This window comes from Rhodococcus sp. WS3 (assembly GCF_003797085.1).
GTDB classification, from domain to species: domain Bacteria; phylum Actinomycetota; class Actinomycetes; order Mycobacteriales; family Mycobacteriaceae; genus Rhodococcus_F; species Rhodococcus_F globerula.
This window is the reverse complement of sequence record NZ_RKMA01000001.1, coordinates 2,918,698-2,943,878: the sequence shown is the minus strand read 5'-3', so window position 1 is coordinate 2,943,878 and position 25,181 is coordinate 2,918,698. Positions and strand designations below refer to the sequence as shown.

The following is a 25,181-nucleotide window of genomic DNA, read 5'->3' as shown; positions in this document are numbered from 1 at the left end:
GTGCCGCAAGGTTTTTTCGGCCACCGGGAACTCCGACAAAAACACACGTGCCGCAACCGACTTGGAGTCGATTGCGGTACGTGTGTGGGACCCTGCTGTGCAGTTAGGCAGATGTTGCAGCCAATTCCGCTTCCCTGTCGGCGCGGAGTTGCTGGCTCAGCTTCTCACCCTCGATGTCGACGTTGGGCAGAATCTTGTCGAGCCACTTGGGCAGCCACCACGCCTTGTCGCCGAGCAACGCCATGACCGACGGAATGATCACCATACGAACGATGAAGGCGTCGAAGAAGACTGCGGCAGCGAGCGCAAACCCGATCGACTTGATGAACGAGTTCGGCTCCGCGATGAAGGCACCGAACACGGAGATCATGATGATCGCGGCAGCGCTGACAACCCGGGCACCGTGATTGAAGCCGATGGTGACAGCCTGCTTGGCGTTAGCTCCGTGGACGTACTCCTCACGCATGCGCGTCACGAGGAACACCTGGTAGTCCATCGCGAGTCCGAACACCACACCGATCAGGAAGATCGGCATGAAACTCACCAAAGGTTGCGGGTTCGAGATAATTCCCAACCAGCCGTGCTGGAAGATCGCAACCGTGGCGCCGAATGTCGCGAGCACACTGAGCAGGAAGCCCAACGTCGCGGTCAGCGGAACCAGGATCGAGCGGAACACCAAGAGCAACAGGATGAATGCCAGGCCGACCACTACCGCAAGGTAGGGAACCAACGCGTCCTGCAAGGTATCCGAGATATCACCCTCGAGTGCAGTCTGACCTGTGATTCCGTAGCTCACACCGATCGAATCAGCCAGTCCTGCTTCGGCACTGCGGAGACTGCTCACCAACTCCATGGTTGCCGGATCGGTGGGACCGGTTGTCGGAGTGATCAACATCTGCGCGGTATCGCCAGCCTGGTTGACTTTGACGATCTGTGCATTCTGGACGCCGTTCAGCCCCGAGATCGTCGAGACGACCTTCTCGAATGCCTCGCCGGCCGGAACGTCTGCACCCTGTGCGTCGATGACACCGAGCAGCGGACCGTTCTTACCGCCACCGAAGCCCTCGTCGATCAAGTCGTACGCCTGACGCGAACTTGTTGCCGGATCACCCGTTGCCTCCGACGGCAATGACAGGCTCAATCCCGTTGCCGGCAAAGCCAAAGCGCCCAGAAGTACAACGCCGCCGATCAAAGGAACGAGCGGGCGTCGCACGATGGCGCTGATGTAGCGCAGAGCCAGCGTTGGCTTACCCGAATCCTCGGACTCCTGAGCCTTCTTGCCGAGGAACGGAATCTTGCCGGCAAAAGCCTTCCGGCCGAAGATACCCAGGATCGCGGGCAACAACGTCAAGGCGATGAGCACTGCGATGAGCACTGTAAATGCCGCTGCCGCACCCATATCCGAGAGGAACGGGATGCCGACGACACGCAATGCCACGAGGGCGATGATGACCGTCAGACCAGCGAATACGACTGCGGAACCGGCAGTTCCGACTGCGCGTCCGGCGGCTTCCGATCGGTCGTCGGTCAAGGTCAGCTCATGCCGGAACCTGGACATGATGAAGAGCGAGTAGTCGATCGCCACTGCCAGACCGATCATGATCGCCAACGTCGGCGTCATCGATCCGAGGTCCATGAAGCCCGTCGCGACGGTAATACCGAGGCTGCCGATTGCGATACCGATGATCGCGGTGATCAGCGGAAGTCCGGCGGCCACAAGCGAACCGAACGTGATTGCCAGAACGACGGCAGCGACGGCAATACCGATCAACTCGGTGAGCCCACCGGGCATCTCGGCTTCCTGTGCCGCAGTACCACTGACCTGGACGTTGAGTCCTTCGGCCCGTGCCACATCGGCAGCAGCATTGATCGACTCACGCATCGCCTCATCGGCATCGGTGACAGCGCCGACAAAGGGAACCTCGATGTATCCGACCGTGCCGTCCGCGCTGAGCGGCGACAATGCCGCAGCGTCTGAGCTTGCTTTTGCCTCGGAAGTTCCGGCAGCAGCGGCCTGCTCCTGGAACATCGCCGTCATCGAATCATTGGCGGCAACCGGGTTGACCAACGCTTTCGCGGCCTGTTCCGGCGTCGCCGTCGCCGGATCGACCTTGGCAGCGTCCTCGACCGTGTCGATCGCGCGGATCTGCGCGAGCATGTCGTCCATGGCCTTGACGTTTGCCGGATCAGCCAACGTCGTACCTGCAGGCGCTTGGAGAACATATCGGGCACTCAACGAATCCATAGCGTTGGGAGCGTCCGGGAAACGCTCCGCCATCAGGTCTTGGGCCTGCTGCGCGGGAGTACCCGGAATGTTGAAGGAGTCCTTGGTGGGACCGGACAGGGTCGCAGCCCCGACGCCCATCAGAACCAGGATTATCAACCAAACGCTGAGGACCGCGCCTTTTCGCCGGTAGGCGAACTTGCCGATCCGATAGAGATAGGTGGCCACGACGGGCTCCTTGCTGTTTCGGTGCGTGTACGTGGACAGGTATTAGGTGTGCGTGCTGAAGACGCGGTGTCTCAGAGACGCGGTGTCTCAGAGACGCGGTGGCGGCGCAGGCAACCCTGCACGAATTTGCCGAAAAGCGTCATGGACCAGTTCTTCCGGTCCGGAAGCATCCGACTTTCCGCCGGACCAGATGTCGATCACCGATTTAGCGGCTCCGGCCACCGCTCCGAGGAGAAGTGTCGGGTACAGGTCACGCTCGACATCCGTGCCGGTACGTTCGGCCAATGCCTGAATGACTGCACGGTTGATCCGCTGATGCATGTCCGCAGCATCCCGATAGAGAGCGGGACTCGCGTCCGACAGCATCCAGATACTTGTTGTCTTACTCGCTGTCGGACCGGAGCCAGTCACGATTTCGACCACAAGATCCTCGAGGACGTCGAGAATCGGTTCGTCCGCGGGCCGAGATGCAAGCGCCTCGATCCAGAGAGTTACCGATTCCTCGAAGCTGGCGAGTACCGCCTCCTCCTTGCTGGAGAAGTAGTTGTGGAATGTCCTCGTCGACACTCCAGCCTCGGACGCAATCGCGTCGGCGGTGACGCACTCGATTCCGAGAGCCCGAGCGAGCCGTTCTGCCGCACTGCTGAGTGCAGCGCGGGTTGCCGCCTTCTTGCGGTCTCGGAGACCTGGCTCGGTTATCACTCTCTCCACGTTACGGAACTTGCAGACATCTGCAAGTTTGCAGAGTCATGCAAAATTGTGGATTCCGGCACAGCTTCGCGGAAATTGTCGGGTAGGTCACACTCGCCAGGCTCGCGGATCGGCACCGCCTCGACAAAAGCCACGCCTACACCAGACAATGGTCAAAACGGTTGCCATCGATTAACCAACCGCATGGATTAACCGCTGCGGATCAACCACCCGATCTTGAACAACTGAGGAATTTCATGGACCCACTCCTACAAAGCTGGCCGGTGCCGCCTTCGGTCATGCTGTGGGGATCGAAGAACGGCCCCGGCTCAATGCTGCGGCTCGTCAACTTCACCATCGGGTTCTGCTCGCTCAACTTTTCCCTGGTTGCCTATCTGTTCCTGATCAGCGGCGAAGGCCCCGACCGACAGTTCGCGCGCACCTGGCTCATCGCATTCGCGACCGTAAACCTCATCCCCACTGCCCTTTGGTTCCTCGGAAAAGTTCGCGGGTCGCGCGCTCTGAAACTGTTCGGGATCTGGGCAGATCTGGGAACAGCCTCCGTCATCATCACGTTCACCAGCCACGATGCAGCACTCTTCGGCGCGGTGCTCTTCGTAGCCTCCGGCGCCTACTTCACGTACTTTCTCAACTTTCGATGGCTCGCCTTCCACCTTGCCTTCTCCTGTACGTTCATCATTTCCCTGGCGATCCTCGCCATCACCCGCGGGACGCTGCCCACTGCCGGCGTCATCGCGCGCACCGACGTAATCCTGTGCGCCGTCATCTTCATCCCGGCCACCATCCAACTCGCCTGGCGGCAACTACTCGCACGCGCCAACGGATCGAAAGTCGACGCACTGACCGGCCTCCTCAACAGGCGCGGACTCTGGGACATGGCCGAACGGGTCTGGTCGACCTCACACGCCAACCGCGTCGACGTTGCGGTCGCCGTCGTCGACATCGACAAATTCAAAGCCGTCAACGACGCCTACGGGCACGAAGTCGGCGACACCGTCATCATCAGAACCGGCAACCGACTTCAACAACACGTCAACGGATTCGGATACGCAGCGCGCACCGGCGGCGAAGAATTCACGCTCGTCATGATCGGAACGCCATACGGACTACGCAAACGCATAGCGACTCTGCCCCGCGCAGTTGTCGAAGCCACGGACGCCCCCCTGGCGACAGTCAGTATCGGCGCCTCCACGATGCCGTTCACCCCAGACGTGGAGCAATTCGACTACACCGCGTTCTCCCGCGCGATAGTCCATGCCGATCATCTGATGTACGAAGCGAAATCATCCGGCGGGAACTCCGCGAATACCGCGCCACTCGACATGACGCGCTTCGACCGATCCGGGAACTGACGTCAGCGCCGCTACAGCCCCCAACGTCAGCGCCGCTACAGCCCCCAACGTCAGCGCCGCTTCCAGGCCCCCGGATCCGCCGTCAACTGATTCACAAAGTCAGGTAGGTGGCCGTCGGCCACATCCGCCATCGTGACGTTCTCGAGCACCGCGCGAAGATTGACGCGGACCGCTATCCACACATCCTTGAGCTGCGTCGCCGGACCCGTGTAATCGACATCCTCGGGGCGCTCCCCACGGATCGACGCCAACGGACCTTCCACTGCACGGATGACGTCGGCAATCGTGATTTCCGACGCGGGACGGGCAAGCCAGTAACCACCCTCGGGTCCGCGCTTACTCGTCACAAGGCCGCCGCGTCGTAGATCCGACAGAACTGCCTCGAGAAACTTATGGGGGATCACCTGCGACGTTGCGAGAAACTCGGCTTTGGCCGGGCCTGGACCAGCTGCTGCGAGTTCCGCCAACGTTCGCACGGCGTAGTCCACCTTTGCGGTGATGTGCACCGGAAATTCCTACCATTCCCCTATGGAAAGGCGCAAGGGAATGCATCTTCCATGTCGTTACACATTAATGCATAATGTAACGATAAACCCGTGAACGGACAGGACAACTAGCGTGTGGGACACCCTCCTCGAATCTTGGAAGTCTCTCCTGGAACCACTCCATGACCCGGTAGCGCTGGCCATCCCCGCGTTTGCCCTCTTCCTGGCGATCGAATGGGCAGCAGCACGCAAACTCGAGGATCATCCCGACCGCGCCGACGGCCGAGCACACCCCGCGACGGGCGGTTACCGTGGCGTCGACGCCCGCACGAGCGTCCTACTCGGAGTGGTCTCCATCGCGACCAGCGCCTTCTGGAAAGTCCTTGCCCTGATCGGATATTCCGCCATCTGGGTATATCTCGCACCGTGGCATCTCTCACCGAGCGCCTGGTACACCTGGGTGATCCTGCTACTCGGAATCGATGCCCTCTACTACGCGTATCACCGCATCGCACACCGCGTTCGAGTTATCTGGGCAACACATCAAGCGCACCATTCGAGCGAATACTTCAACTTCAGCACCGCCCTGCGTCAGAAGTGGAACAACAGCGGCGAAATAATCATGTGGCTACCGTTGCCGTTCCTCGGAATTCCGCCGTGGATGATCTTCGTCGGCTTCTCCGTCAGCCTGGTCTACCAGTTCTTCGTACACACCGAGCGGGTCGGAAAGCTCTGGCGTCCCATCGAATTCATCTTCAATACGCCATCACACCACCGCGTTCACCACGGGTCGGACGCCGAATATCTGGACCGCAACTACGGCGGAATCCTCATCGTCTGGGATCGGATCTTCGGCAGCTTTGCCGCTGAAACACACCGGCCGACATACGGACTCACGACGCCGGTCGGAACGTACAACATCTGGACACTGCAAACGCGCGAATACGCTGCCATTGCCCGCGATTGGAAAGCGTCGACGTCATGGCGCAATCGCGGCGGCTATGTGTTCGGGCCTCCCGGATGGTCACCGAAAGCCGAACTCACGTCACCAGAATCCACAACCCACTAGCCGCGAGAACCAGCAGGCTCACCGCCAGTACAGCACCCATACCCAAAGCGGGCGTTGCCTTTTCCCCGGCAAAGAGCTCGAGCCGCGCAGATCTCGACCGACGCTCGTAGATCGTGACGGCAACAATCAGGACAGCCGCGATTGCCGGACCGATCATCGCCACCGAACCGAACGGCGGCAACCAGCGCAGGCACGCCACGGCCAAACCGAGGATGGACAGACTTGTACGCACGAATGAGAGCGACGTGCGTTCGGACTGTAATCCCTTGTCAGGAGGGCTGATCGCGCTCCTGCCCGAAGGACTGATTGCGTCGGACGGCTCTACGGTAGTCAAGCTAGTTCACAACCTCGACCACGAGGACGGTCGCACAGATCACCAGAACGATCCCTACTACCGGCGCCATGAGAGGCACCGGCAGTGAGCGTTCAGCTCGCAATGCCCGCTCCGCACTGATCCAGTGGACAAAAGATGTGATGGCAATCAGCGCTCCGCCAACAAGGAGGAGCGCCGCCAGACCGGAGCGAACGCTCTCGTTCAGGATGTCGCCGCCAAAAGCCTCCAGGCCGACGCCCGACGCGATGAACGCAGTCGCGGTGCGCACCCAGGCCAAATATGTCCGCTCGTTTGCGAGAGTGAACCGCGGATCCGGGTCTTCGCCTGAGCGGAACGGCTTCCACAATCGCATTAGTGGGACCGTCCGCCGAGACAACACTCGTACCTGAGGACGCGCCGCGAATTCAAGTTCATGTCCTTAATCTTCCCTGGCGGCGGAAACGCACCGCCATCCGGGCTTGATCAGGACTGGTCGAGCGATACCAGAAAGTCCACGCTGCCACTGCCGTCGACAGTTACGAACCCGAGGGACGGAGGCTGCACACCGAAGTCGGTCCACGTCACCGGAATGGAGCCGGACGCGATCAGCGTGTCACCGGAGTGCAGAACCGTCATGTCCACGGACACCGGCTTGGACTGGCCCTTGAGCGTCAACGTGCCAGGCACCGTCACCGTCGCAGTTGTCCCATCCGTCGGCACCGACGACAGATCCACCGGCGAGTCCATCGTGAACGTCGCCGTCGGATAGGTGCTGGTGTCCATCACGTTGCCCGTGAACTGGCTGTCACGCCGGTCGGAGTCGGTCTTGATACTCGCCACCTGCACGGTCACTTCGCCGGCCGTGAGCTTTTCACCGTCGACCGTCGCATTGCCACTCACCTCTCCTGTGGTGCCTACGACAGTCACACTCGATCCGTTGAGAATCTCGTGCACGGTGTACCCGGCTGCCGTCTGGTTGTCCCCTTGTCCCGCGACGACGGTCCACGCACCGTCAATCGACCCGGACGCCGCCTCGGCACCTTCCGTAGACACCACGGCTGCGGGAGCGTCATCTTCTGCGATGAACTTCCCGTACGCCCACGGCCCCACGAGTAGGGCGAGCACGACCACGACTACTGCTCCGCCGATCCACCACATCTTTTTCATGCGTTCGACGATAGTTGCAGCTTCAACGGATGTCAGGGGTTGCCAACTGTGGGAACTCTGTGAATGTGCTCCGTGACGACTGGGCACGAGAGGTCATCTGCGGCACTTGGTAATGATTTGGTAAAGTAGCACCACGCTTCGAAGGAGGTGTTCACAATGTCGGACCTGGCCCTCCTGAGCGACGACGAGTTGGACGAGCGTCGAATCGCCCTCAGTCAATCACTCACTGCCGCAGCCTATTTGATACCTACCCCGGCGCCGTCGTTCTTCGAGAAATTGAAGCAGGATATCGACGACGCCGCGGCAGAGTGGAATGCGCGACGCTCCTGAGGACGGTCAGCCGCGGGCGCGGACAAACTCCGCGTCCGGATTGCCGGTGCCCGAACCGGAGACCTCGAGGTGGTTGCCACCACCGCGACCGGGCTTGCGCCGAACGATCGCGACGACGAGAAGGAGCACCCCCACCAGCGCAGACACGAGCGGAACCCAGAATTCCGCTATCTTCAGCTGCCGTTCTCCCCGTGCAACCTTGTCGGCAACCTTCTGGATCGACGCGTCGGAGGTCTGGGCCCGGACCTGGGAGAGATCGAGAAGTGGCACCAACGCGCCTCCCGACGCGATATTGAGCACTGCGGTTTGGTTCTGGGCGATGCGGATGGGCGTACCGAAATGAGTGTCGACAGCGGCGTCGAGCATGTTCACCGAGGTGTACGTGAGGGGCACCGGGTCGGGCGCAGCCGCTAGTGCTTGTTCCACTGCAGCCGCCCGGTCAGGCGACAATGCGGAAATCAAGGTCCGCACTATCTCACGCGGCAGTGTGGAGCCATCCCCGCCCGGGACGAGAGCTGCGATTCCAGCCATGACCGGACCCAGAACCGCGGGGTCCACGATGGGAGCGGTTGCCGTGCCGGTGAATTCGTACACCTCGCGCCCCGCAAGCGTCGTTGTTCCGGTGTAGGTGACAGGTTGAGCAGTGCGTGTCACCTGGTCGTAGACGAGCGCGTCGTCGGTGGTGGGGTTCATCGGGAAGGACAGCGTGATTCCGCCGCGTTGGTCCTCGACCGACACTCCGTCCGGCGGGGCGGCTTGGGTGAAATCCTCGCGATTAACCGCAAAAGAGCGGACATCGGTGACGTCACCGCTCGGAAGATGGGTGACCACTGTGCACGTGACGAGCGCGGTATCTCCTACTACCCGATCAACTTTCAACGAGCGGTCAATGGTGATCGGCGTGCCCGCGTCAAGCCCGAAGGTCGTGGGGTCGATCTGGCGGAGTGTGCCCTCGAACAGTGCGCCCTCTTTGGTATCTGCGGGCAGCTTGGACATATTCGGCACAACAACGTACCTGATCACCGCCGCAGCAGTGATCAGCATCAAGCCGACGATAAAGAGCGCAATAGACGAACGGCGCAGGGCCATATGGTTTCTCCTCGGAAAGCGAGCGAATTGCTCAGCCGTGAGCGGTCGGTTGTCCGGTCACTCGACGACGGTTGGTGAACAGCTCATCGCAGGCACTGAATCCACCCGCGGATCGGACGCTGTCAATTGAAAACCGACTCAGCATCGAAATATGTTCTTGTGGAGGGTATTCCACACACGAGCGTGACACAAGACACATTTGAAGAATTGTTTCCGGGTTTGAAGTTCACTCGCAGAGACGATCCAGGCCTCGCGGAAGGCACAGGCATGGCAAGATTGCGGCCCCGACTTCGGAAAGTCGGGGCCGCAATCGCGCCTTATTCAGTTGTACAGACTGGTTTGTTCCGGTCAGCCGTTGTCTGCTGAATTATCTTTCGGGTCAGCGGAATCCGCGGCAAGCAAGCGCTTCGCCGCCAAGCGCAGGCGCCGTTTCACCTCGTGGGCTGACGTTTCCCCGTTCAGCCAACTGCCGACACTGGCGACCCACAGGGTTTCCACCATGCACAGCGCGCGTAACTGCATTGGGCTGCAGCGATGGTCGGGGCCCCACGCTTGAACTGCGGCAATAGAGGTGAAGGGGGTGGACCAGGGTGTTATGTCGGTGACTTCTGCAGAATGTCGGACTCGATCGGGGTCGAACTCGAGCACTGTATTGCCCGCGGCCAGCACGGAGTGTGCGAACCCCGGATCCTTGACCATCGCCACGAAGGCCCGGACAAACACTTCTCCGGCACGACCCTCCGCCGTCCGCTGTCTGGGCGGACGGCGGAGCACGTCCTCGGCCAGAGAGTCCAGTTCTGAACTGACGGCGGCCGTGATCAGCTCGTCTTTGGACGCATAGTACTTGTACAGCGTCGAAAGGGCGGTTTGGGCACGACGAGCGACCTCCCGCATCTGCACGGCTTCGTAGCCACCGGCGGATGCCAACTCACGGGCCGCTTTCACGACTCGCTCGACACGGAATGCCTTCGCCTCAGGTGTGCGGCCATTAACCTTCACTGCGGCCATCCGTGCTGTCCCCAATCGTGTACCGAAATCTGACACTGTCGCATCAGCCACCACGATATCGTCCCGGCCCCAACCCCAGTTCACACGCTCAGCGTCCGGTACTCGTTCTCGCCGAGTATGCGTTGGTCAGCTAGGAACCTGGCTCATGAACAAGGACGGGTGCAGGCCGTCTGCCAACGGTCGGAACTCCCCTTCGACCTTGGCGGCCAAGTCGTCGAGGTCCCATGGCCCGTCTGACGACACCGAGGCAATGACGTCGGGGTTGTTCCACAACTTCACCTCGAGGCCGGAGGCGCCGAGGGTGCGGCCCGACAGCCAATCGGAACCCGTACCGGCGAGGTACGTGACGATGGGCGCAATATTGTCCGGCGAGTCGTTGCCGGGGACTGCATCGAATCCCAGTTGCTTCTCGTCGGGGATGGTTTGTGTCAGTCGGGTGGCGGCACCCGGAGCGATAGCGTTGGCCGTCACGCCGTATCGCGCAAGGGCATTCGCAGTGGAGGCAGTCAAGCCGACAATGCCCATCTTGGCTGCCGCATAGTTCGGCTGACCCGGCGAACCCTGCAGTGCGGAATCGGAAGTGAAGTTGATGATGCGGAAGTGGCCGTCGGGATTCCGCAGCGAACGCCAGTAAGCTGCCGCCGGCTTGATGGTGCTGAAGTGGCCACGCAGATGCACGCGGATGACCGCATCCCAGTCTTCTTCCGGGAGGTTGAAGATCATCTTGTCACGCAGGATTCCCGCAACGTTGACAAGAATGTCCAGCTTGCCGTAGTTCTCCAGTGCGAGATCGACCAGCCGCTGACCGGTCGCGACGTCGGCGATGTCTCCGCCGTCTGCGACAGCGGCACCGCCACCGGCAACAATTTCAGCAGCGACGTCACGCGCCGGTCCCTGGTCCCCGCCCTGGCCGTCCGGTGACGAGCCGAGGTCGTTGATGACAAGCTTTGCGCCCTGTGCGGCGAACAACTTGCTGATCGACGCGCCGATGCCTCGTCCGCCGCCGGTAATGATCGCTACGCGACCTTCGAGTGAACCCATGAATCTTTCCTTTGTTAGTGCCTCGACGAACATCGCGGCGAATCGTTATGGAGTGGAGAGTCAGCGGATTGTGGCGGTGCCCATGTCGATGACGACGTCACCGAGATCGTCGACCGTCCGGAACCGAACGCCTTTGCCGTCGTTCCAGATCGAGGTGGTAATCGACTGTCCGGGCAACACGGATTTGGTGAACCGCCCGGACATCCCAGTGAAGCGTTTCGGGTCCGAATCGGCCACAACATGCAGGAGGGCCCGGCCGGCGTAGCCATAGGTGCACATTCCGTGCAAGATGGGAATATTGAACCCACCGCGGGCACTGAATGCCGGGTCCGAATGCAAGGGATTCCGGTCGCCACTGAGTCGGTAGAGCAGCGCCTGGTCCGGTCGAGTCGTGTATGTGACAACGTGATCCGGTTTGCCCGTTGGCAATTCCCATGCGGTCGACGGCCCTCGCTCACCGCCGAACCCCCCGTAGCCTCGCAAGAACAACCCGGACTCGAGAGTTCCCACGATCTGGCCGACAGAGTCGCGGGCAACGGTCTCCGTCATGATCAAGGCACCGGAACCCTTGTCGTAGACGCCGGTGATCGTGCCAGTGGTTTCAACGCGGCCGTCGGTCGGAAGCGGGCCCGTCAGGCTGAGCGCTTGCGATGCATGCAACACCTTGGTGAAGTCCACATCGTCGGGTAGCAAGGAGTCGTCGCCCGACAAAGCCACATTGGCAAAGGTCGGGAGCACCATCTGCTTGATGCCCTCACTGTTCTCTGTGGTGAACTCCAGCTCGTCCAGCGGGTCAGGCTGACCGGCGCCGACACCCAGGGCATACAGCAGTGCGTCTTTCGACGTCCAACTCTTCCAGACAGGTTTGCCGGTGCGTCCGACGAGTGAGCTGTCGATCGGCATGTAGAACCTCGATTTCATCCAAGTGATATTCCGCAGGAGCGGACCGGGGTTACCGGACGGTAAGTGTGATTCGGATCGACGAGAACGCCGAAAACGTTGCCTTACAACGCTCTCCAACTAAAGAGAACACGTTACGTATGTGATTGGCAAGTCTCTCATCCAAGGAGGACAGTTCGATTTTTCGGATTTTCGACCAGGCCTTGACATAAAGGATGAACTGGATCACTCTGGTCGTGACAGAACGCGTTCCGTTTAGGCAAAACTAGCGGAACGTGTTCCTTTAAATGAAACGTAACGGTACGTATTTCTTTACGCGAACAGTAACGGCACATGTTCTTTTTGCAACGCTAACGGACTGAATTCCGTTGAATACCTTCATGAGTTGATCCCAGACCCATACGACGAAAGGACTGTCGATGACAGGGCCTGTACCGGTTCCGACCCCGGCCACCGCTCCCTATTGGGAGGGTGCGCAGCGGGAGGAACTCACGATTCAACGCTGCCAGTCGTGCACACAGCACTACTTTTATCCACGACCTTTCTGCCCGCATTGCAACTCCGACGACGTGGTGTGGACCCCTGTCAGCGGCCGAGGCCGACTGGTGTCCTACGTAATCAACTACCGACCGATTCCCCCGTTCGATTCCGAGACCCCCATCGTCGTCGCACTGGTCGAACTCGACGAGGGACCACAATTGATGAGCAACGTGATCGGGGTGGATGCCGACCCCGGGAACCTCCCGCTCGACCTCGCGCTCGAAGTCACGTTCGTCGAACGTGGAGACACGAAGCTCCCCATGTTCACGCCGCTGCAGGAGTCGGCCAGATGACAAGAACCCATGTGACATCTATGCACAACGGAAACATCGTGATCGTCGGTGCGTCGGAGACGACGGAAATCGGTGTATTGCCAGGCATGTCCATCCTCGATCTCCACGCCAATGCCGCCCGCAACGCAATGGCCGACGCAGGCCTCACGCCAGCGGACATCGACGGCGTCGCTACCACCGGCCTGCTTCCGATGGAAGTCAGTCACCACCTGGGTATCACGCCTCATTGGCTGGACGGAACAGGCGTTGGTGGATGCAGTTTTATGCTTCATGTCCGTCACGCCGCGGCCGCCATTGCTTCCGGTGCCGCTGACGTCGTGCTCGTGACGCATGGCGAGTCCGGACGGTCCCGCGTTGGCGCTCCACCATACTTGACGCCTTTGGATTCCATGACCGGTCAGTTCGAGGCCGTCTACGGCGCAAATATGCCGTACTCGACCTTTACAGTCCCGGCGCTGCGCTTTCTGCATGACCGCGGAATGACGCTTGAGCACCTGGCTGAGGTTGTTGTTGCACAGCGCAACTGGGCCCTCGACAATCCGCGAGCTTTCCGTCGCAAGCCGACGTCTGTGGATGAAGTGCTGTCCGGTCCACCGGTGGCCTACCCGTTTACCCGTGACATGTGCTGTGTGCTCACCGACGGTGGCGGCGCCGTGATCCTGACCAGTGCCGAACGGGCGGCAGACATGCCGGGATCCGATCGGCATGTGTACCTGCTCGGTTCCGGCGAATCTGCCGAAGGCCCACTGGTTTCGCAGATGCACGAGCCCGGATCGTTCCGTGCATTCCGTGATGCCGGCGCCGATGCCTTCGCCACCGCGGGAATCACCCGCGACGATGTCGACCACCTGATGGCATACGACGCCTTCGCCCACGTTCCGCTCTACATGCTCGAGGATCTCGGGTTTGTCGGTCACGGTGAATCGGGAGACTTTGTCGCCGAAGGACATACGTCCAAGGGAGGCCGACTTCCGATGAACACCAACGGCGGTGGAATGTCGTACACACACAGCGGGATGTACGGAATGTTCGCCATCCAGGAGGCGGTCCGTCAGCTACGCGGGGAGGCCTGCGAGCAGGTTCCCGAAGTCGAAATCAGCTTCGTCCAGGGAGTTGGATACTTCTTCGGCGCCGCCGGCAGTTTGGTTCTCTCGAATCGGCGTCCGTGAGGGAAATCTTCTGTCCCAGAACGCAACACCTGCGACGATCAGGAACCTCGTCGACCGAACAAATCACCGCCAGGAGCCACGGAAAGGTACCTGCATGACCACCTCACTTCCATTCACCGATCACCCGGTGACTGCCCCGAACATCGATGTCACAAGTGTCGAGTTCTGGGGTCGGACATTTGCCGAGCGGGACAAGACATTCGCCTGGCTGCGCGAGAATGCTCCGGTGAGCTGGCACAAGCCGATGGAACGCCCGCATTTCAAACCCGACGACAGCGAGAAAGGGTTCTGGGCACTCGTCAAAAGTGCCGATATCGCCTTCGTGAGCCAGAATCACGAAATCTTCAGCTCCGATCAGGACTCGGCGCGGGGTGTAATGTTCCCGCCAATTGACCGCGAAACAGTCGGTGCCCCAACCTTCCTCGTGATGGATCCGCCCTACCACACCCGATACCGCCAGGTAATCAGCTCGGCGTTCACTCCGAAGGCCGTCAAGCGTCTACGCGAGAAGATCGAAGAACGCGCCGAGCAGATCGTCGGCCGAGTCGTCGGTGCGGGCGAGTTCGACTTTGTCGAAGAAGTCGCGTCGAAGTTGCCGATGCTCACTGTCGCCGATCTTGTCGGCGTCCCCGAGAGTCTGGTCGAAGAGTTCGCCAAAGCGGGCGACAACTTCGTCAACGCAGGTGACCCGGACGAATGCCCAGCGGATCTGACACCGGCCGAGTACGCCATGCAGCAGATGGAAAGACTGTCGGAGATCGGCAATGACTTGGTCAATTTCCGTCGTGAGAATCCGGCCGACGACATCGCAACTGCGCTGGCAAACGCCGAGTTCGACGGCAAACCTCTCTCCGAGCTCGAAATCGCCTCAACGATGGTCCTGCTCAGCGTCGCCGGCAATGACACCACCAAACAGACCACCAGCCACACCGCCTTGTCACTGCACAAGAATCCGGACCAGAAGCGATGGCTGACGGAAGACTTCGACGGCCGCATCGCGCAGTCGATCGAGGAGTTCATTCGCCACGCTTCACCCGTCCAGAACTTCGCGCGCACGGCCACTCAGGACTTCGAACTGGGTGGAACTCAGCTCAAAAGGGGCGACAAGGTCGTCATGTTCTACGGCTCGGGAAACCGGGATGAGGACGTCTTCGAGGATCCCCATCGATTCGATTTGCAGCGCAGTTTCACTAACAACCATGTTTCCTTCGGCGGCGGCGGGGTCCACTACTGCCTCGGCCACATGGTCGCCAAAGCCCAACTGCGGGCACTGTACTCACAAATCCTCACCAAACTTCCTGCTATGGAGGTCGGCGAGCCGGTGTACCTCTTCAGCGACTTCATCAACGGGATCAAGCACCTCCCGGTACGCGTATAACAAACTCCAGCAAAGAACAGGAACGACGCTATGAAAATCATTGTCGATCGCGGGCGGTGCACAGGAATCGGAATCTGCGAATCGGTAGCCGAGGACTACTTCGAGGTGGCGGACGACGGTTCACTGATTCTCCACAAGGAGTTGGTCGATGCCGGTGACGAGAACCTCGCCCGGGAGGCTGTTCGTGCATGTCCGGCCAAAGCTCTGACACTCGACGAGACATGATCGTGAACGCAACAGATATCGATCATGGAGCCGGACTGGTTGTCGTCGGGGCGTCACTGGCCGGTCTGCGGGCTGCGGAGTCCGCCCGTCAAGCGGGGTTCGCGGGACCGATCACGCTGGTCGGCGACGAGTTCCATCTTCCCTACGACCGGCCTCCCCTGAGCAAGCAGTTCCTGAAAGACGGCGCCGCGCCCGACTATCACACTTCGGCCGAGGAGCTCGCCGCCCTCGATGTGAAGCTTCGCCTCGGGGCGCCGGCGACGGGACTGGACCCCGCATCGCACCGCGTGCGTGTTGGTGACAACGACTGGCTTCCGTACCAGAAGTTGATCATTGCGACAGGTGCGTCACCACGCTCTCTTCCTGACATGCCGGATCTGGAGGGCGTTGTCGGGCTTCGCACTCTCGATGACGCACTCGCCCTTCGTGAAAGACTCCGCCCTGGAATCAAACTCGTGATAGTTGGCGCCGGATTCATCGGATCCGAGCTCGCCTCGTCCGCCCGAGATCGCGGCGCAGACGTGACGATCGTCGAGGCCGCCCCCATTCCACTCGTCCGTGCAGTCGGCGAGACCGTTGGCCAGGCGCTCGCAAAGCTTCACGAACGCAACGGAATTCCACTCCTGTGCAATGTTCAGGTCGAGGGGCTGATCGGCACCACTCACGTCGAGGCGGTCCGGCTGAGTACCGGCACTTCGTTGCCGGCTGAGCTTGTTGTCGTCGGTGTGGGAGCGTCTCCCGCGACGGGGTGGCTGGCAGATTCGGGTATCGAACTGCACCCGGTGGATGGTGGAGTGATGGCAAACGAGTTCCTTCAGACCTCGCTTGAAGACGTCTATGCGGCGGGCGATGTCGTCCACTGGCCCAACCCTGCATTCGACGGACTGTCGGTGCGGCTCGAGAACTGGACCAATGCTGCCGATCAGGCGCACCAGGCTGCCATCAATGCCGTTGCGCCGGAAGATGCCAAGCCGTACGAGACCGTCCCCTATTTCTGGAGCGACTGGTATCAGAGCCGCATCCAGTTCGTCGGCACGGCAGTCGCCGATGAAGTGGTCTTTGCCTCCGGTGATCCTGACACTGACAAATTTGTGGCGCTGTACCGCTCGGGCGATCGACTGGTCGGCGCTGCCACCTTGAACGAACAACGCAAGATCATGAAGCTGCGTCGCATTATCGCAGGTAAAGGCGTCTGGGCAGATGCGCTCGAGCTCGTTAATCCCACGGAGAAGAAATCATGACCACTACCGCAATAGCCGCCGTTCTGCGTGACAGCGACGGCAAGTTCGAACTCGAGGAAGTGGAGCTCGGGCCGCTGGAGTCGGACGAACTTCTCGTCAAGGTGGTCGGCGCCGGGTTGTGCCACACCGACCTTCTGCTACGGGATCCCAATTTCCTGGCGCAGACCGGGCCGATCATTCTCGGCCACGAAGGTTCCGGCATCGTCGAAGCGGTCGGCAGCGCGGTCAGAGGCGTCGAAGTCGGCGACCACGTGCTGATGAGTTTCGAATCCTGCGGTCGCTGCCGCAACTGCCTTGCCGGAAGCCCTTCCTACTGCGACGAATTCATGTCTCGAAACCTCACGGGGCGCCGCGCGGATCTCAGTACGGGTGCGCTCGATCGGAATGGTAACCCGGTGGCGAACCGGTGGTTCGGGCAGTCGTCCTTTGCCACGCACGCCATTGCAACCGAACGCAATGTGGTCGTGGTCGACAAAGCGCTGCCGCTCGAGCTTCTCGGTCCTCTCGGCTGCGGCTTGCAGACGGGCGCTGGTTCGGTTCTCAACGAAATGAAACTGGCTGCTGGACAAAGTATTGCAGTGTTCGGAGCCGGTGGTGTCGGACTTGCGGCAGTGATGGCAGCCAAGGCTGCAGGTGCCCGTGACATCGTCGTGGTCGACCTGGTCGACTCTCGGCTCGAAACGGCTGTAGAAGTTGGTGCTACCCGAACGGTGCGCGGCGATGCACCGGATCTCGTCGAGGCAATCAAGAACGGCGGGCGTGGACTTGACTTCTCCTTCGAAACGACCGCAGTGACCTCTGTTATCACAACGGCTGTCAGCATCCTCGATAACCCGGGTAAGGCGGTGTTGGTGGGCGGCGGTTCCGGAAAGCTCGACATCGACCCAGTTCTGTTGGCAGGCAAGTCAGTGACGTATGTGCTGGAAGGGAGTTCGGTCCCGCAGGTCTTTCTCCCGCAGCTGGTGGATCTGTGGCAACGCGGTTGGTTCCCCTTCGACAAGCTCGTCCAGACCTACACGCTCGATCAGATCAACCAGGCCGTGGAGGATTCGCTCTCCGGCAAGGCAATCAAGCCGGTGCTGACGCCGGCGCACCACTGACCACGAAATGGATCGAGAATGACCTCAACGGATTCGCTATTCTTTTCTGCCGCAGCAACATCGAACGGACGCGATCTCCCTACCACGGGTAGCTTCGGGGTGATCAATCCCGCGACGGGTGAGGTATTCGCACAGGCACCGTCCGTCACGCCGGATCAGCTCGACGGTGTGTTCGCCGCGGCTCTGACCGCGTACGAATCTTGGCGGTTCGACGACGAATTTCGGCGTGACTCATTGCGCCGAGCCGCAGACGTCATCGAGAGCCGGATCGGCGAACTGGCCCCGATCCTGACGATGGAGCAGGGCAAGCCCCTCACCGATGCCGCAATGGAATTCGGCGTCGCGGCGATGTGGCTGCGCTACTACGCCGATCTCGACATCCCTCGGGAAATCATCCGAGACGATGCCGAGGGCTTCGAGGAGGTCACCCGTCGACCGATGGGGGTCGTCAGTGCCATAACCCCGTGGAACTTTCCGATCGCGCTTGCGATGTGGAAGATCGCGCCGGCACTGCGCGCGGGCAACACTATCGTCGTCAAGCCCTCTCCGTACACACCGCTGGCAACGCTTGCGCTCGCCAACGTCCTTCGTGGCACCTTCCCTGACGGTGTACTCAACGTGGTCACCGGGCCGGATCCGCTTGGCGCAACTATGGTTTCGCACCCAGTTCCGCGCAAAGTCAGCTTCACCGGTTCGACCTCGGTCGGGCGAAAGGTCGCTCTCGGGGCTGCAGACGGCCTCAAGCGCATCACTCTGGAACTCGGCGGAAACGATCCCGCCGTCATTCTCGGAGACGTGGACGTCGAGAAGATCGCACCCAGCCTGTTCCAAAGTGCATTCAACAACAACGGGCAGATCTGTCTGGCCGTCAAGCGCGTGTACGCACACGAAAGTATTCAGCCTCAACTGGTCGAGGCCCTCAGTGAAATTGCCAAATCCGTCAAGGTCGACGAGGGCACTGTCGACGGAACGGTGCTCGGGCCCATCAACAACAAGCCGCAATTCGATCTGGTCAAGAGCTTGGTTGCGGATGCGTTGAACAACGGTGCGAGGGCCGCCGCCGGCGGTGGACCAATCGACCGCAAGGGTTACTTTCACCAGCCGACCATCCTCGACCAGGTCGACGACGGTATGCGCATCGTCGACGAAGAGCAGTTCGGTCCGGCGCTTCCCATCGTCTCGTTCCGAGACGAGGCCGACGTCATCGTCCGCGCCAACCGCGGAGAGTACGGACTTACCGCGTCCGTGTGGTCGGGCGACGCCGAACATGCCGCAAGGCTCGCTCCGCAGATCGACGCCGGTCAGGTCTCGATCAACGGGCATGGCAGCGGTGTTCTACCGCATCTCCCGTTCGGCGGTCACAAGTCCAGTGGCATCGGAGTCGAAAATGGCCCTTGGGGTCTACACAGTTTCACCGAACTGCAGGTGATCACGGGGCCGTCGCGCCACTAGCCGCTATGCGGTCGACCTTTGGCAACCAATGTCCACAGAGTGCTGGACATTGGTTGCCATCGGATTTCCAGTGGTACTTGGAATGCGTGGGCGAACGCACACGTCCGAAAAAATTACGAACACTTCGCAATAGTCACCGATATCCCTCCAGGAAAGAGGACATTCATGTCTACCGTGGTCAACAGCGAGCGCGAGGATCGCCAACAGCCGACGGGCATAGCAATGCCCGGCGCCTGGCTTCTGGGCCAACGTGATCCCAGTCGGCCCGCGATCGTTATGGAAGGCAAGACAACAACTTTCGGTGAGCTTGTCAGTAAGGCCAACCAGCTCAGCAACAAGTTCGCCGATCTGGGGTTGACCAGAGGCGATGTCGTCGCGGGTCTACTGTTGAACGGTACCGAGTTCTACGAAATTACTCTGGCATGCACGCAAAGTGGTTTGTATTTCGTTCCGATCAATACTCATCTGGCGGGACCTGAAGTCGAGTACATCGTGCGCGATTGCGACGCGTCCGTCCTTATTGTTCACGCAGAGCTCGCCGACAAGGTTGTCGGCCGGATAGAGGACGCAGTTCCGCACCGCGTGGTTATCGGTGGCGCGCCGGCCGACTGGTCCAGCTACGAAGCCTTTACCCTCTTCGCCGACGAAACTCCCGCCACCCGCTCGCTGGGCTCGGCGATGATGTACACCTCCGGCACAACTGGCCGACCGAAGGGCGTCCGCCGCCCGATGATCGATGCAACGCCCGAGAGCCCGCTCCAGGCGACCGGTCCGTTCTTCGGGAACGTGGGAATACCCCATGGACCTGGACGGCATTTGGTGTGCTCGCCCGTGTATCACGCTGCGCCGGGCGGTGTTTCACTTTCTCTGTTGCATGCTGGGCACACGCTGTACGTCTTGCCTGGCTTCGATGCCGAAACGGTGCTTCGAACGATCAGCGACAAAGCCATTACTTCCTCCCATATGGTTCCCACGCATTTTCAGCGGCTTCTCGATTTACCGGCAGGCGTTCGTAACAGCTGTGATATCTCGAGTGTCGATGTTCTTTTTCATGCCGGGGCTCCGTGTCCTCCGGCAACCAAGCGCGCCATGATCGATTGGTTCGGTCCGGTTCTGGTTGAATATCTCGGCTCCACCGAGGGGCTCGTGTGCGTGTGCTCCACCGCCGAGTGGCTCGAACATCCGGGCACCGTCGGGCGACCGGACCCGAGCGCCGTAGTGCTCCGAGGGCTGGACGGAGAGCAGGCTCCCCCCGGTGAAGAGGGCACTATCTATTTCAAGACCAGCCCATTCGAATACTTGGGAGATCCGGAGAAGACCGCTGCTGCGCAGTGGGGCGAATTCACTACGTCGGGAGATGTCGGACGCTTCGACGACGACGGCTACCTGTACATATTGGATCGGCGCGCAGACCTGATTCTCTCCGGCGGCGTGAACGTGTATCCAGCGGAAGTCGAGGGCGCACTGCTCGAACATCCAGACGTTGCCGACGTCGGAGTCATCGGCGTCTCCGACCCGGAGTGGGGCCAACGAGTGGTGGCGATCGTCCAATTGGCGTCCGGATTCAACGACGACGAAGACCTCCGCGCAAAGCTGGACCAACACGTACGTGAGCAGATCGCCGGCTTCAAGCGACCGCGCGAGTACATCTTTGTCGTGGACTTTCCGCGATCGGCCGCGGGCAAGGTGTCGCGCCAAAAACTGCGGGAACTTGCCAACGGTCAGTAGTGACACCCCATGCGTCGGGGCGACCCATCCGCCCGACATAGCTAATAGTCCCCTCACGTTGGCACGTCGACGCAATCTGCGCCGCCTCGTGGACCTTGCAGAATCCACGGAAGATCCTGCTTCCTGCCACGGCTCCCAGGATCGCCTGTGGTGATCGCATTCGCGGGCTCCTGGTTGGTCAGTGACCTCGGTAATCACTGACCAACCAGGAGCCCATGAGTCGTTCTACGCCGCAGCACCGTAATCCGCCTCTCCCGAAGCGAGAATCACGGGCGCTGGCTGCTCAGGCGCCTCAGGGGAGCTTTTGGCGGTGGCGGAGGGATTTGAACCCGAGTTGACCACCAGGGGCAGCCGTTAGCATCACGCCATGGAACTTGGGGTACATTTCGCGCTTTCAGACCACGTGGCAGCGGAACTTCTCGACGCACGTGGCGACGACGACAGACTCGATGCGTTGGTCGAGGACATCGAGGAGACAGGGCGCTCCGAGTTCTCATGCGACACGGACAAGGCGTGGGACCCGATCCTGTGCTCCCTCTCCAACGGCGGGTACCAGCGCGCGCCCGAGAACTGGCCGGCATGTGGCGTGATCTTGGGGGACGAGGACCTCAACACGAACACCGACGACCAACTGATTACCTATATGACGCCCAATCGGGTCGCCGAAGTCGCCTCGTACCTGGCGGAAATCACCGAATTCGAGTTCGGCGCAGGCTATGACGCGATGCCGCTCGACGACCGCAACCCGGAGTACGGCGTGGACGAGCGCACGTACGCCTGGGGTTGGCTGCAGGAAGTGGTGGACTTTTTCCAGCGCGCGGCCCGCGACGATCGGCACGTGGTGTTCACCGTGCGGTTCTGACTGCCCACCACTGTCAGCAGGCGGGTCTCGATCGTCCTACTCGTTGTGTCCTACTCGTTGTGTCGAGCGACTCTCAACGCAGCTGCAGCACCGGCAAGAAACACAAAAAAAGCTCCCCACCTGCGTGAACAGGTGGGGAGCTTTGGCGGTGGCGGAGGGATTTGAACCCTCGGACGGGGGTTACCCGTCACACGCTTTCGAGGCGTGCTCCTTAGGCCGCTCGGACACGCCACCGTTGGTGACTTTACCGGATGGTGTGCCCGAGACCGAAATCGCCTGGTGGCGGATCGTTAGGTCAGCTTGTCCTTGACGCTGGAAGCAGCATCCTTGACCTTCTCACCAGCGTCTTTGACCGCCGATTTCACCTGGTCGCCTTTGCCTTCGTTTTCGAGGTCTTTGTTGCCGGTGACACTGCCAGTAGCTTCCTTGGCCTTGCCGCCGAGATCTTCTGCCTTGTTCTGAGCTTTGTCTGCGATTCCCACGAGTACTCCCTTGAGTGAACGCGAAACAAATCACCTTCCGGCAATTCGCAGATACCGTGACGGCATCTGTCCTCCACCATGCCTGCGTCTGCCGGTTACTGCCACCCCGATGTGGAATCCGTCTCGCTCGGGAATAGCGGAATCAGCCCCGCTGATCGCGGAAGAAATCCTCCAAAAGCCCAGCACATTCGTCTTCGAGCACCCCACCGCGCACCTGCGGACGGTAGGTCAATCTTCTGTCCCGAACGACATCCCACAGCGATCCGACGGCACCGGTCTTGGGCTCCCAGGCCCCGAAAACGACCCTGGAGACACGGGCGAGAACCAACGCGCCGGCACACATCGTGCACGGCTCGAGAGTGACGGCGAGCGTCGCACCTTCCAGACGCCAACCGTCGCCGTAGATTTTCGCCGCTGCACGCAACGCGAGAATCTCGGCGTGAGCCGTGGGATCGGACGACGCTTCCCGCGCATTGGCCGCACGGGCAACCTCGACGCCGTCCGCGTCGAAGACAACCGCGCCAACGGGAACGTCGGAGACCGATGCACTGCGCGCGGCACTGATGGCCGCACGGATCATGCGCTGATCGTCAGCGAGTGACATCTACCGCGGGAGCTTGTCGAGCACGGCAGAGAATTCGGATTCGAATCCGAGTCGCTGCGCGATCATCGCCAATTGCTCGTCGGGATACAGATCAGTATCGGCGGTGATCACCGAGAGAACGGGTTCCGGTAGCCCCAGATCAGCCAGGACCGACAGATCCCCCTCTTCCCAGGGCTCGACATTGTCGAGGTCATCTGGATCGATGTCGGGGATTTCAACGTTCAGCGCGTCGAGGACGTCCGCTGCGATGTCGTAGTCGATCGCGGCGGTCGCGTCGGAAATCAGCAGATGCGTTCCCGTCGGCGCAGGACGCAAGATGATGAAGAACTCTTCGTCGACGTCGATTAGGCCGAAAACGGCACCCGAGCTACGAAGCTCGCGGAGTTCGGTTTCGGCGCTCGACAACGACGTCAAAGCCGCAGAGGTCAAAGCCTTGACCGTCCACTTGCCTTCGTCACGTACCACTGCCACGCCGAAGCCTTCGAACTCCTCCGACTGGTTCGAGGAGGCGCTCTTGTTACTCGCGCGCTGTGCACCCATGGCGCAACGGTAGCCCGGCTAGTGCCCGTGAGTGAAGTCCGCGCCCGGATATGCCAACCTGAACGGGTGTCTGCGACCGATTCTGCCCCTCCCGTCTGCGTCCTCGGCCTCGGTTTGATCGGCGGTTCGCTGTTGCGCGCCGCTGCCCGCGCCGGTCGCGAGGTGTGGGGTTACAACCGTTCGAGCGAGTCGGCCGACGCAGCGCGCGCCGACGGTTTCGAAGCCAACACCGATCTTGCTGCCACTCTTCGGAAAGCTCAGGAGACCGGCGCAATCATCGTGATCGCCGTGCCCATGCCGGCCGTCGACGCCACCCTCGAAGCCATTGCCGCACATGCCCCGAACAATCCGATCACCGACGTCGTAAGTGTGAAGGGCGAGGTGAAGGCAGCCGTCGAGCGTCGTGGCCTGAGTGCCCGCTTTGTCGGCGGCCATCCCATGACCGGAACCTCCGCGTCTGGCTGGGCTGTTGGCGACGCAGACCTGTTCATCGACGCCGTGTGGGTCGTGGCCACCGACGACGGCGTCGACGCAGATGTGTGGACGCAGGTCGCGGACCTCGCTCTGGACTGCGGTTCCGTCGTCGTTCCGGCCGAATCTCTCGAACATGACCGGGCTGTGGCCCGGATTTCTCATCTGCCGCACCTGCTCGCCGAATCGTTGGCGATCACCGGCGCCGCCGGTGGTGAACTCGCGCTCGGGTTGGCCGCCGGATCGTTCCGCGACGGCACCCGCGTGGCCGGCAGTGCGCCGGGACTGGTGCGGGCAATGTGCGAGGGCAACCGCGACGCTCTGCTGGTCGCACTGGACGAGGCTCTCGCTCTACTGCAGAGGGCGCGAAGCGAACTGCACGCGCACGGTTCGACAGCGGAACTCGTCGATGCCGGGTTTGCCGCGCGAGGAGCCTACGAAGGGCATGAGCGTTGGGACATCACCGAGGTGAGCGTCGGAGAATCCGGCTGGATCGACCGGATGCGCGACGCCGGCCGCCGCGGCGGCGTGATCCGGCAACGCAGGTAGATCCCCGCTGTCAGATCCCGACTGTCAGATCCGGCCGGCCAGTCCTGGGTAATCGAGGATGAATCCTTCGTGGTCGACGGTCACCGTTGCACTCGATACGGGTGACATCACGCTGATGCCGTCGGTACCGCTGCTGTACGTGATGGTTGCGGCTTCGACCCGCAGATCCAGCAGGTTGACGTACACAACCGGAACCTCGACATCTTGGGTGTCGTTCTGCAGCCCGAAACGCCTGATGGGAAGGGTGTTGAAGAACGGGCTGAGGATCACGTCGACGTCGAGCGCGCCGGAGAAGGACGAGCGCTGGTGGTTGGCGCCGTTCTCCACCATCCAGGTTCCCTCTTCGTCTCGGCTGATCGACATCTGACGCTCACCCGCAGCGAGGGCGGTACGCACCGACAACCTGCGCGTGATACCGGCCTCGTCTGTGACCAGGTCATATGAGGCGCTGAATGCGGGATGTTCGCTACACGCGCCACCGATGATCCGGCCTGACGCCTTGATGCGATTTCCGCTCAACTGCACGCGTACCGACTCCATGCGAGGAGCGTTGTGCGCCTGCCAGGTCAATACCGCAGGCCAGGATGCGCTATCGGAAGGTTGGATGCTCACCCGACCACGGTAATGGAC

At 61.1% G+C, this 25,181-nt stretch carries 27 protein-coding genes and 1 tRNA gene; 13 read left to right on the top strand and 15 right to left on the bottom strand.

Annotation, left to right across the window (positions count from 1 at the left end; all coding sequences use genetic code 11):
* Positions 1-103 precede the first annotated feature (103 nt).
* Both EEB13_RS13355 and EEB13_RS13350 read right to left on the bottom strand, forming a co-directional pair.
* Positions 104-2,452 carry an MMPL family transporter gene (locus EEB13_RS13355; RefSeq protein WP_033235086.1) on the bottom strand — a complete coding sequence of 783 codons (2,349 nt, stop codon included), beginning with the start codon at positions 2,450-2,452 and terminating at the stop codon, positions 104-106.
* 87 nt (positions 2,453-2,539) lie between these two features.
* The gene (locus EEB13_RS13350; RefSeq protein WP_033235087.1) at positions 2,540-3,154 is read right to left on the bottom strand and encodes a TetR/AcrR family transcriptional regulator; all 615 of its coding nucleotides are present in this window, start codon (positions 3,152-3,154) and stop codon (positions 2,540-2,542) included.
* A gap of 245 nt (positions 3,155-3,399) precedes the next feature.
* Here EEB13_RS13350 and EEB13_RS13345 point away from each other — a divergent pair, with 245 nt between their 5' ends.
* On the top strand, positions 3,400-4,515 hold the full coding sequence (locus tag EEB13_RS13345; protein ID WP_033235088.1) for a GGDEF domain-containing protein: 1,116 nt from the start codon (positions 3,400-3,402) through the stop codon (positions 4,513-4,515).
* A 50-nt stretch (positions 4,516-4,565) separates the two neighbouring features.
* Here the strand turns inward: EEB13_RS13345 and EEB13_RS13340 are convergent, their stop codons facing one another.
* Positions 4,566-5,021, bottom strand: coding sequence for an RrF2 family transcriptional regulator (locus EEB13_RS13340; RefSeq protein ID WP_033235089.1), 456 nt, complete (start codon positions 5,019-5,021; stop codon positions 4,566-4,568).
* Between the two features lie 112 nt (positions 5,022-5,133).
* Here EEB13_RS13340 and EEB13_RS13335 point away from each other — a divergent pair, with 112 nt between their 5' ends.
* Positions 5,134-6,069: a sterol desaturase family protein gene (locus tag EEB13_RS13335; protein ID WP_141485432.1), complete on the top strand. Its 936-nt coding sequence runs from the start codon at positions 5,134-5,136 to the stop codon at positions 6,067-6,069.
* On the opposite strand, the gene EEB13_RS13330 is transcribed toward EEB13_RS13335, so the two are convergent.
* The 3 genes from EEB13_RS13330 to EEB13_RS13320 all read right to left on the bottom strand — a co-directional run bounded on the left by EEB13_RS13330 (position 6,041) and on the right by EEB13_RS13320 (position 7,549).
* The gene (locus EEB13_RS13330; RefSeq protein WP_202026362.1) at positions 6,041-6,403 is read right to left on the bottom strand and encodes a DUF202 domain-containing protein; all 363 of its coding nucleotides are present in this window, start codon (positions 6,401-6,403) and stop codon (positions 6,041-6,043) included. The two genes, EEB13_RS13335 and EEB13_RS13330, sit on opposite strands and share 29 nt — an antisense overlap.
* A 1-nt stretch (position 6,404) precedes the next feature.
* Entirely contained in the window at positions 6,405-6,755 is a 351-nt protein-coding gene (locus EEB13_RS13325; RefSeq protein WP_045066442.1) for a YidH family protein, read from the bottom strand.
* A gap of 110 nt (positions 6,756-6,865) precedes the next feature.
* Positions 6,866-7,549, bottom strand: coding sequence for a YceI family protein (locus tag EEB13_RS13320; RefSeq protein ID WP_045066440.1), 684 nt, complete (start codon positions 7,547-7,549; stop codon positions 6,866-6,868).
* Between the two features lie 156 nt (positions 7,550-7,705).
* On the opposite strand from EEB13_RS13320, the gene EEB13_RS31505 reads away from it, so the two are divergent.
* Positions 7,706-7,879: a hypothetical protein gene (locus EEB13_RS31505; RefSeq protein WP_165826333.1), complete on the top strand. Its 174-nt coding sequence runs from the start codon at positions 7,706-7,708 to the stop codon at positions 7,877-7,879.
* Between the two features lie 6 nt (positions 7,880-7,885).
* Here the strand turns inward: EEB13_RS31505 and EEB13_RS13315 are convergent, their stop codons facing one another.
* The 4 genes from EEB13_RS13315 to EEB13_RS13300 form a co-directional block, all read right to left on the bottom strand.
* On the bottom strand, positions 7,886-8,968 hold the full coding sequence (locus EEB13_RS13315) for a porin PorA family protein (protein WP_141485431.1): 1,083 nt from the start codon (positions 8,966-8,968) through the stop codon (positions 7,886-7,888).
* 348 nt (positions 8,969-9,316) lie between these two features.
* A complete protein-coding gene (locus EEB13_RS13310; RefSeq protein ID WP_141485430.1) occupies positions 9,317-10,027 on the bottom strand; it encodes a TetR/AcrR family transcriptional regulator in 711 nt (236 codons plus the stop codon).
* Between the two features lie 75 nt (positions 10,028-10,102).
* A complete protein-coding gene (locus EEB13_RS13305; RefSeq protein ID WP_045066436.1) occupies positions 10,103-11,017 on the bottom strand; it encodes an SDR family NAD(P)-dependent oxidoreductase in 915 nt (304 codons plus the stop codon).
* 60 nt (positions 11,018-11,077) lie between these two features.
* Complete coding sequence (locus EEB13_RS13300) at positions 11,078-11,938, bottom strand: MaoC family dehydratase (protein ID WP_233364875.1); 861 nt, start codon at positions 11,936-11,938, stop codon at positions 11,078-11,080.
* A gap of 398 nt (positions 11,939-12,336) precedes the next feature.
* Here EEB13_RS13300 and EEB13_RS13295 point away from each other — a divergent pair, with 398 nt between their 5' ends.
* The 9 genes from EEB13_RS13295 (at position 12,337) to EEB13_RS13255 (ending at position 21,905) form a co-directional block, all read left to right on the top strand.
* Entirely contained in the window at positions 12,337-12,750 is a 414-nt protein-coding gene (locus EEB13_RS13295; protein ID WP_033235097.1) for a Zn-ribbon domain-containing OB-fold protein, read from the top strand.
* The gene (locus tag EEB13_RS13290; protein WP_141485429.1) at positions 12,747-13,919 is read left to right on the top strand and encodes a thiolase C-terminal domain-containing protein; all 1,173 of its coding nucleotides are present in this window, start codon (positions 12,747-12,749) and stop codon (positions 13,917-13,919) included. The genes EEB13_RS13295 and EEB13_RS13290 overlap by 4 nt, the downstream gene beginning before the upstream one ends.
* A gap of 94 nt (positions 13,920-14,013) precedes the next feature.
* On the top strand, positions 14,014-15,297 hold the full coding sequence (locus EEB13_RS13285; RefSeq protein ID WP_045066434.1) for a cytochrome P450: 1,284 nt from the start codon (positions 14,014-14,016) through the stop codon (positions 15,295-15,297).
* Between the two features lie 30 nt (positions 15,298-15,327).
* Positions 15,328-15,522: a ferredoxin gene (locus EEB13_RS13280; RefSeq protein WP_033235099.1), complete on the top strand. Its 195-nt coding sequence runs from the start codon at positions 15,328-15,330 to the stop codon at positions 15,520-15,522.
* The gene (locus EEB13_RS13275; RefSeq protein ID WP_045066429.1) at positions 15,519-16,763 is read left to right on the top strand and encodes an NAD(P)/FAD-dependent oxidoreductase; all 1,245 of its coding nucleotides are present in this window, start codon (positions 15,519-15,521) and stop codon (positions 16,761-16,763) included. Before EEB13_RS13280 ends, EEB13_RS13275 begins: the two co-directional genes overlap by 4 nt.
* Positions 16,760-17,863, top strand: coding sequence for an NAD(P)-dependent alcohol dehydrogenase (locus EEB13_RS13270; RefSeq protein ID WP_141485428.1), 1,104 nt, complete (start codon positions 16,760-16,762; stop codon positions 17,861-17,863). Before EEB13_RS13275 ends, EEB13_RS13270 begins: the two co-directional genes overlap by 4 nt.
* Before the next feature lie 18 nt (positions 17,864-17,881).
* Positions 17,882-19,315 (top strand): aldehyde dehydrogenase family protein, encoded by a 1,434-nt coding sequence (locus EEB13_RS13265; RefSeq protein WP_045066426.1) that lies wholly within the window; start codon positions 17,882-17,884, stop codon positions 19,313-19,315.
* Positions 19,316-19,480: 165 nt separating this feature from the next.
* Positions 19,481-21,043 carry an AMP-binding protein gene (locus tag EEB13_RS13260; RefSeq protein WP_051730583.1) on the top strand — a complete coding sequence of 521 codons (1,563 nt, stop codon included), beginning with the start codon at positions 19,481-19,483 and terminating at the stop codon, positions 21,041-21,043.
* A 367-nt stretch (positions 21,044-21,410) separates the two neighbouring features.
* Positions 21,411-21,905 (top strand): DUF1877 family protein, encoded by a 495-nt coding sequence (locus EEB13_RS13255; RefSeq protein ID WP_095887676.1) that lies wholly within the window; start codon positions 21,411-21,413, stop codon positions 21,903-21,905.
* A 143-nt stretch (positions 21,906-22,048) separates the two neighbouring features.
* On the opposite strand, the gene EEB13_RS13250 is transcribed toward EEB13_RS13255, so the two are convergent.
* The 4 genes from EEB13_RS13250 to EEB13_RS13235 all read right to left on the bottom strand — a co-directional run bounded on the left by EEB13_RS13250 (position 22,049) and on the right by EEB13_RS13235 (position 23,531).
* Positions 22,049-22,139 (bottom strand) — tRNA-Ser (locus tag EEB13_RS13250).
* A gap of 56 nt (positions 22,140-22,195) precedes the next feature.
* The gene (locus EEB13_RS13245) at positions 22,196-22,387 is read right to left on the bottom strand and encodes a CsbD family protein (RefSeq protein ID WP_033235102.1); all 192 of its coding nucleotides are present in this window, start codon (positions 22,385-22,387) and stop codon (positions 22,196-22,198) included.
* Positions 22,388-22,529: 142 nt separating this feature from the next.
* Complete coding sequence (locus EEB13_RS13240) at positions 22,530-22,991, bottom strand: nucleoside deaminase (RefSeq protein ID WP_045066420.1); 462 nt, start codon at positions 22,989-22,991, stop codon at positions 22,530-22,532.
* The gene (locus EEB13_RS13235) at positions 22,992-23,531 is read right to left on the bottom strand and encodes a tRNA adenosine deaminase-associated protein (protein ID WP_033235104.1); all 540 of its coding nucleotides are present in this window, start codon (positions 23,529-23,531) and stop codon (positions 22,992-22,994) included.
* A 48-nt stretch (positions 23,532-23,579) separates the two neighbouring features.
* Between EEB13_RS13235 and EEB13_RS13230 the strand changes: the two genes are divergently transcribed.
* Positions 23,580-24,551: a prephenate dehydrogenase gene (locus EEB13_RS13230; protein WP_141485610.1), complete on the top strand. Its 972-nt coding sequence runs from the start codon at positions 23,580-23,582 to the stop codon at positions 24,549-24,551.
* 24 nt (positions 24,552-24,575) lie between these two features.
* Here the strand turns inward: EEB13_RS13230 and EEB13_RS13225 are convergent, their stop codons facing one another.
* Positions 24,576-25,163, bottom strand: a complete 588-nt coding sequence (locus tag EEB13_RS13225; protein WP_072782699.1) for a putative glycolipid-binding domain-containing protein — start codon at positions 25,161-25,163, stop codon at positions 24,576-24,578.
* Positions 25,164-25,181: the final 18 nt, after the last annotated feature.

Excerpts from the sequence above, each read along its gene's own strand:
- EEB13_RS13345 (WP_033235088.1), top strand. The coding sequence starts at position 3,400 with ATGGACCCACTCCTACAAAGCTGGCCGGTGCCGCCTTCGGTCATGCTG.
- EEB13_RS13325 (WP_045066442.1), bottom strand. The coding sequence starts at position 6,755 with ATGCGATTGTGGAAGCCGTTCCGCTCAGGCGAAGACCCGGATCCGCGG.
- EEB13_RS13320 (WP_045066440.1), bottom strand. The coding sequence starts at position 7,549 with ATGAAAAAGATGTGGTGGATCGGCGGAGCAGTAGTCGTGGTCGTGCTC.
- EEB13_RS31505 (WP_165826333.1), top strand. The coding sequence starts at position 7,706 with ATGTCGGACCTGGCCCTCCTGAGCGACGACGAGTTGGACGAGCGTCGA.
- EEB13_RS13315 (WP_141485431.1), bottom strand. The coding sequence starts at position 8,968 with ATGGCCCTGCGCCGTTCGTCTATTGCGCTCTTTATCGTCGGCTTGATG.
- EEB13_RS13305 (WP_045066436.1), bottom strand. The coding sequence starts at position 11,017 with ATGGGTTCACTCGAAGGTCGCGTAGCGATCATTACCGGCGGCGGACGA.
- EEB13_RS13300 (WP_233364875.1), bottom strand. The coding sequence starts at position 11,938 with ATGAAATCGAGGTTCTACATGCCGATCGACAGCTCACTCGTCGGACGC.
- EEB13_RS13295 (WP_033235097.1), top strand. The coding sequence starts at position 12,337 with ATGACAGGGCCTGTACCGGTTCCGACCCCGGCCACCGCTCCCTATTGG.
- EEB13_RS13290 (WP_141485429.1), top strand. The coding sequence starts at position 12,747 with ATGACAAGAACCCATGTGACATCTATGCACAACGGAAACATCGTGATC.
- EEB13_RS13285 (WP_045066434.1), top strand. The coding sequence starts at position 14,014 with ATGACCACCTCACTTCCATTCACCGATCACCCGGTGACTGCCCCGAAC.
- EEB13_RS13280 (WP_033235099.1), top strand. The coding sequence starts at position 15,328 with ATGAAAATCATTGTCGATCGCGGGCGGTGCACAGGAATCGGAATCTGC.
- EEB13_RS13275 (WP_045066429.1), top strand. The coding sequence starts at position 15,519 with ATGATCGTGAACGCAACAGATATCGATCATGGAGCCGGACTGGTTGTC.
- EEB13_RS13270 (WP_141485428.1), top strand. The coding sequence starts at position 16,760 with ATGACCACTACCGCAATAGCCGCCGTTCTGCGTGACAGCGACGGCAAG.
- EEB13_RS13265 (WP_045066426.1), top strand. The coding sequence starts at position 17,882 with ATGACCTCAACGGATTCGCTATTCTTTTCTGCCGCAGCAACATCGAAC.
- EEB13_RS13260 (WP_051730583.1), top strand. The coding sequence starts at position 19,481 with ATGTCTACCGTGGTCAACAGCGAGCGCGAGGATCGCCAACAGCCGACG.
- EEB13_RS13255 (WP_095887676.1), top strand. The coding sequence starts at position 21,411 with ATGGAACTTGGGGTACATTTCGCGCTTTCAGACCACGTGGCAGCGGAA.
- EEB13_RS13240 (WP_045066420.1), bottom strand. The coding sequence starts at position 22,991 with ATGTCACTCGCTGACGATCAGCGCATGATCCGTGCGGCCATCAGTGCC.
- EEB13_RS13235 (WP_033235104.1), bottom strand. The coding sequence starts at position 23,531 with ATGGGTGCACAGCGCGCGAGTAACAAGAGCGCCTCCTCGAACCAGTCG.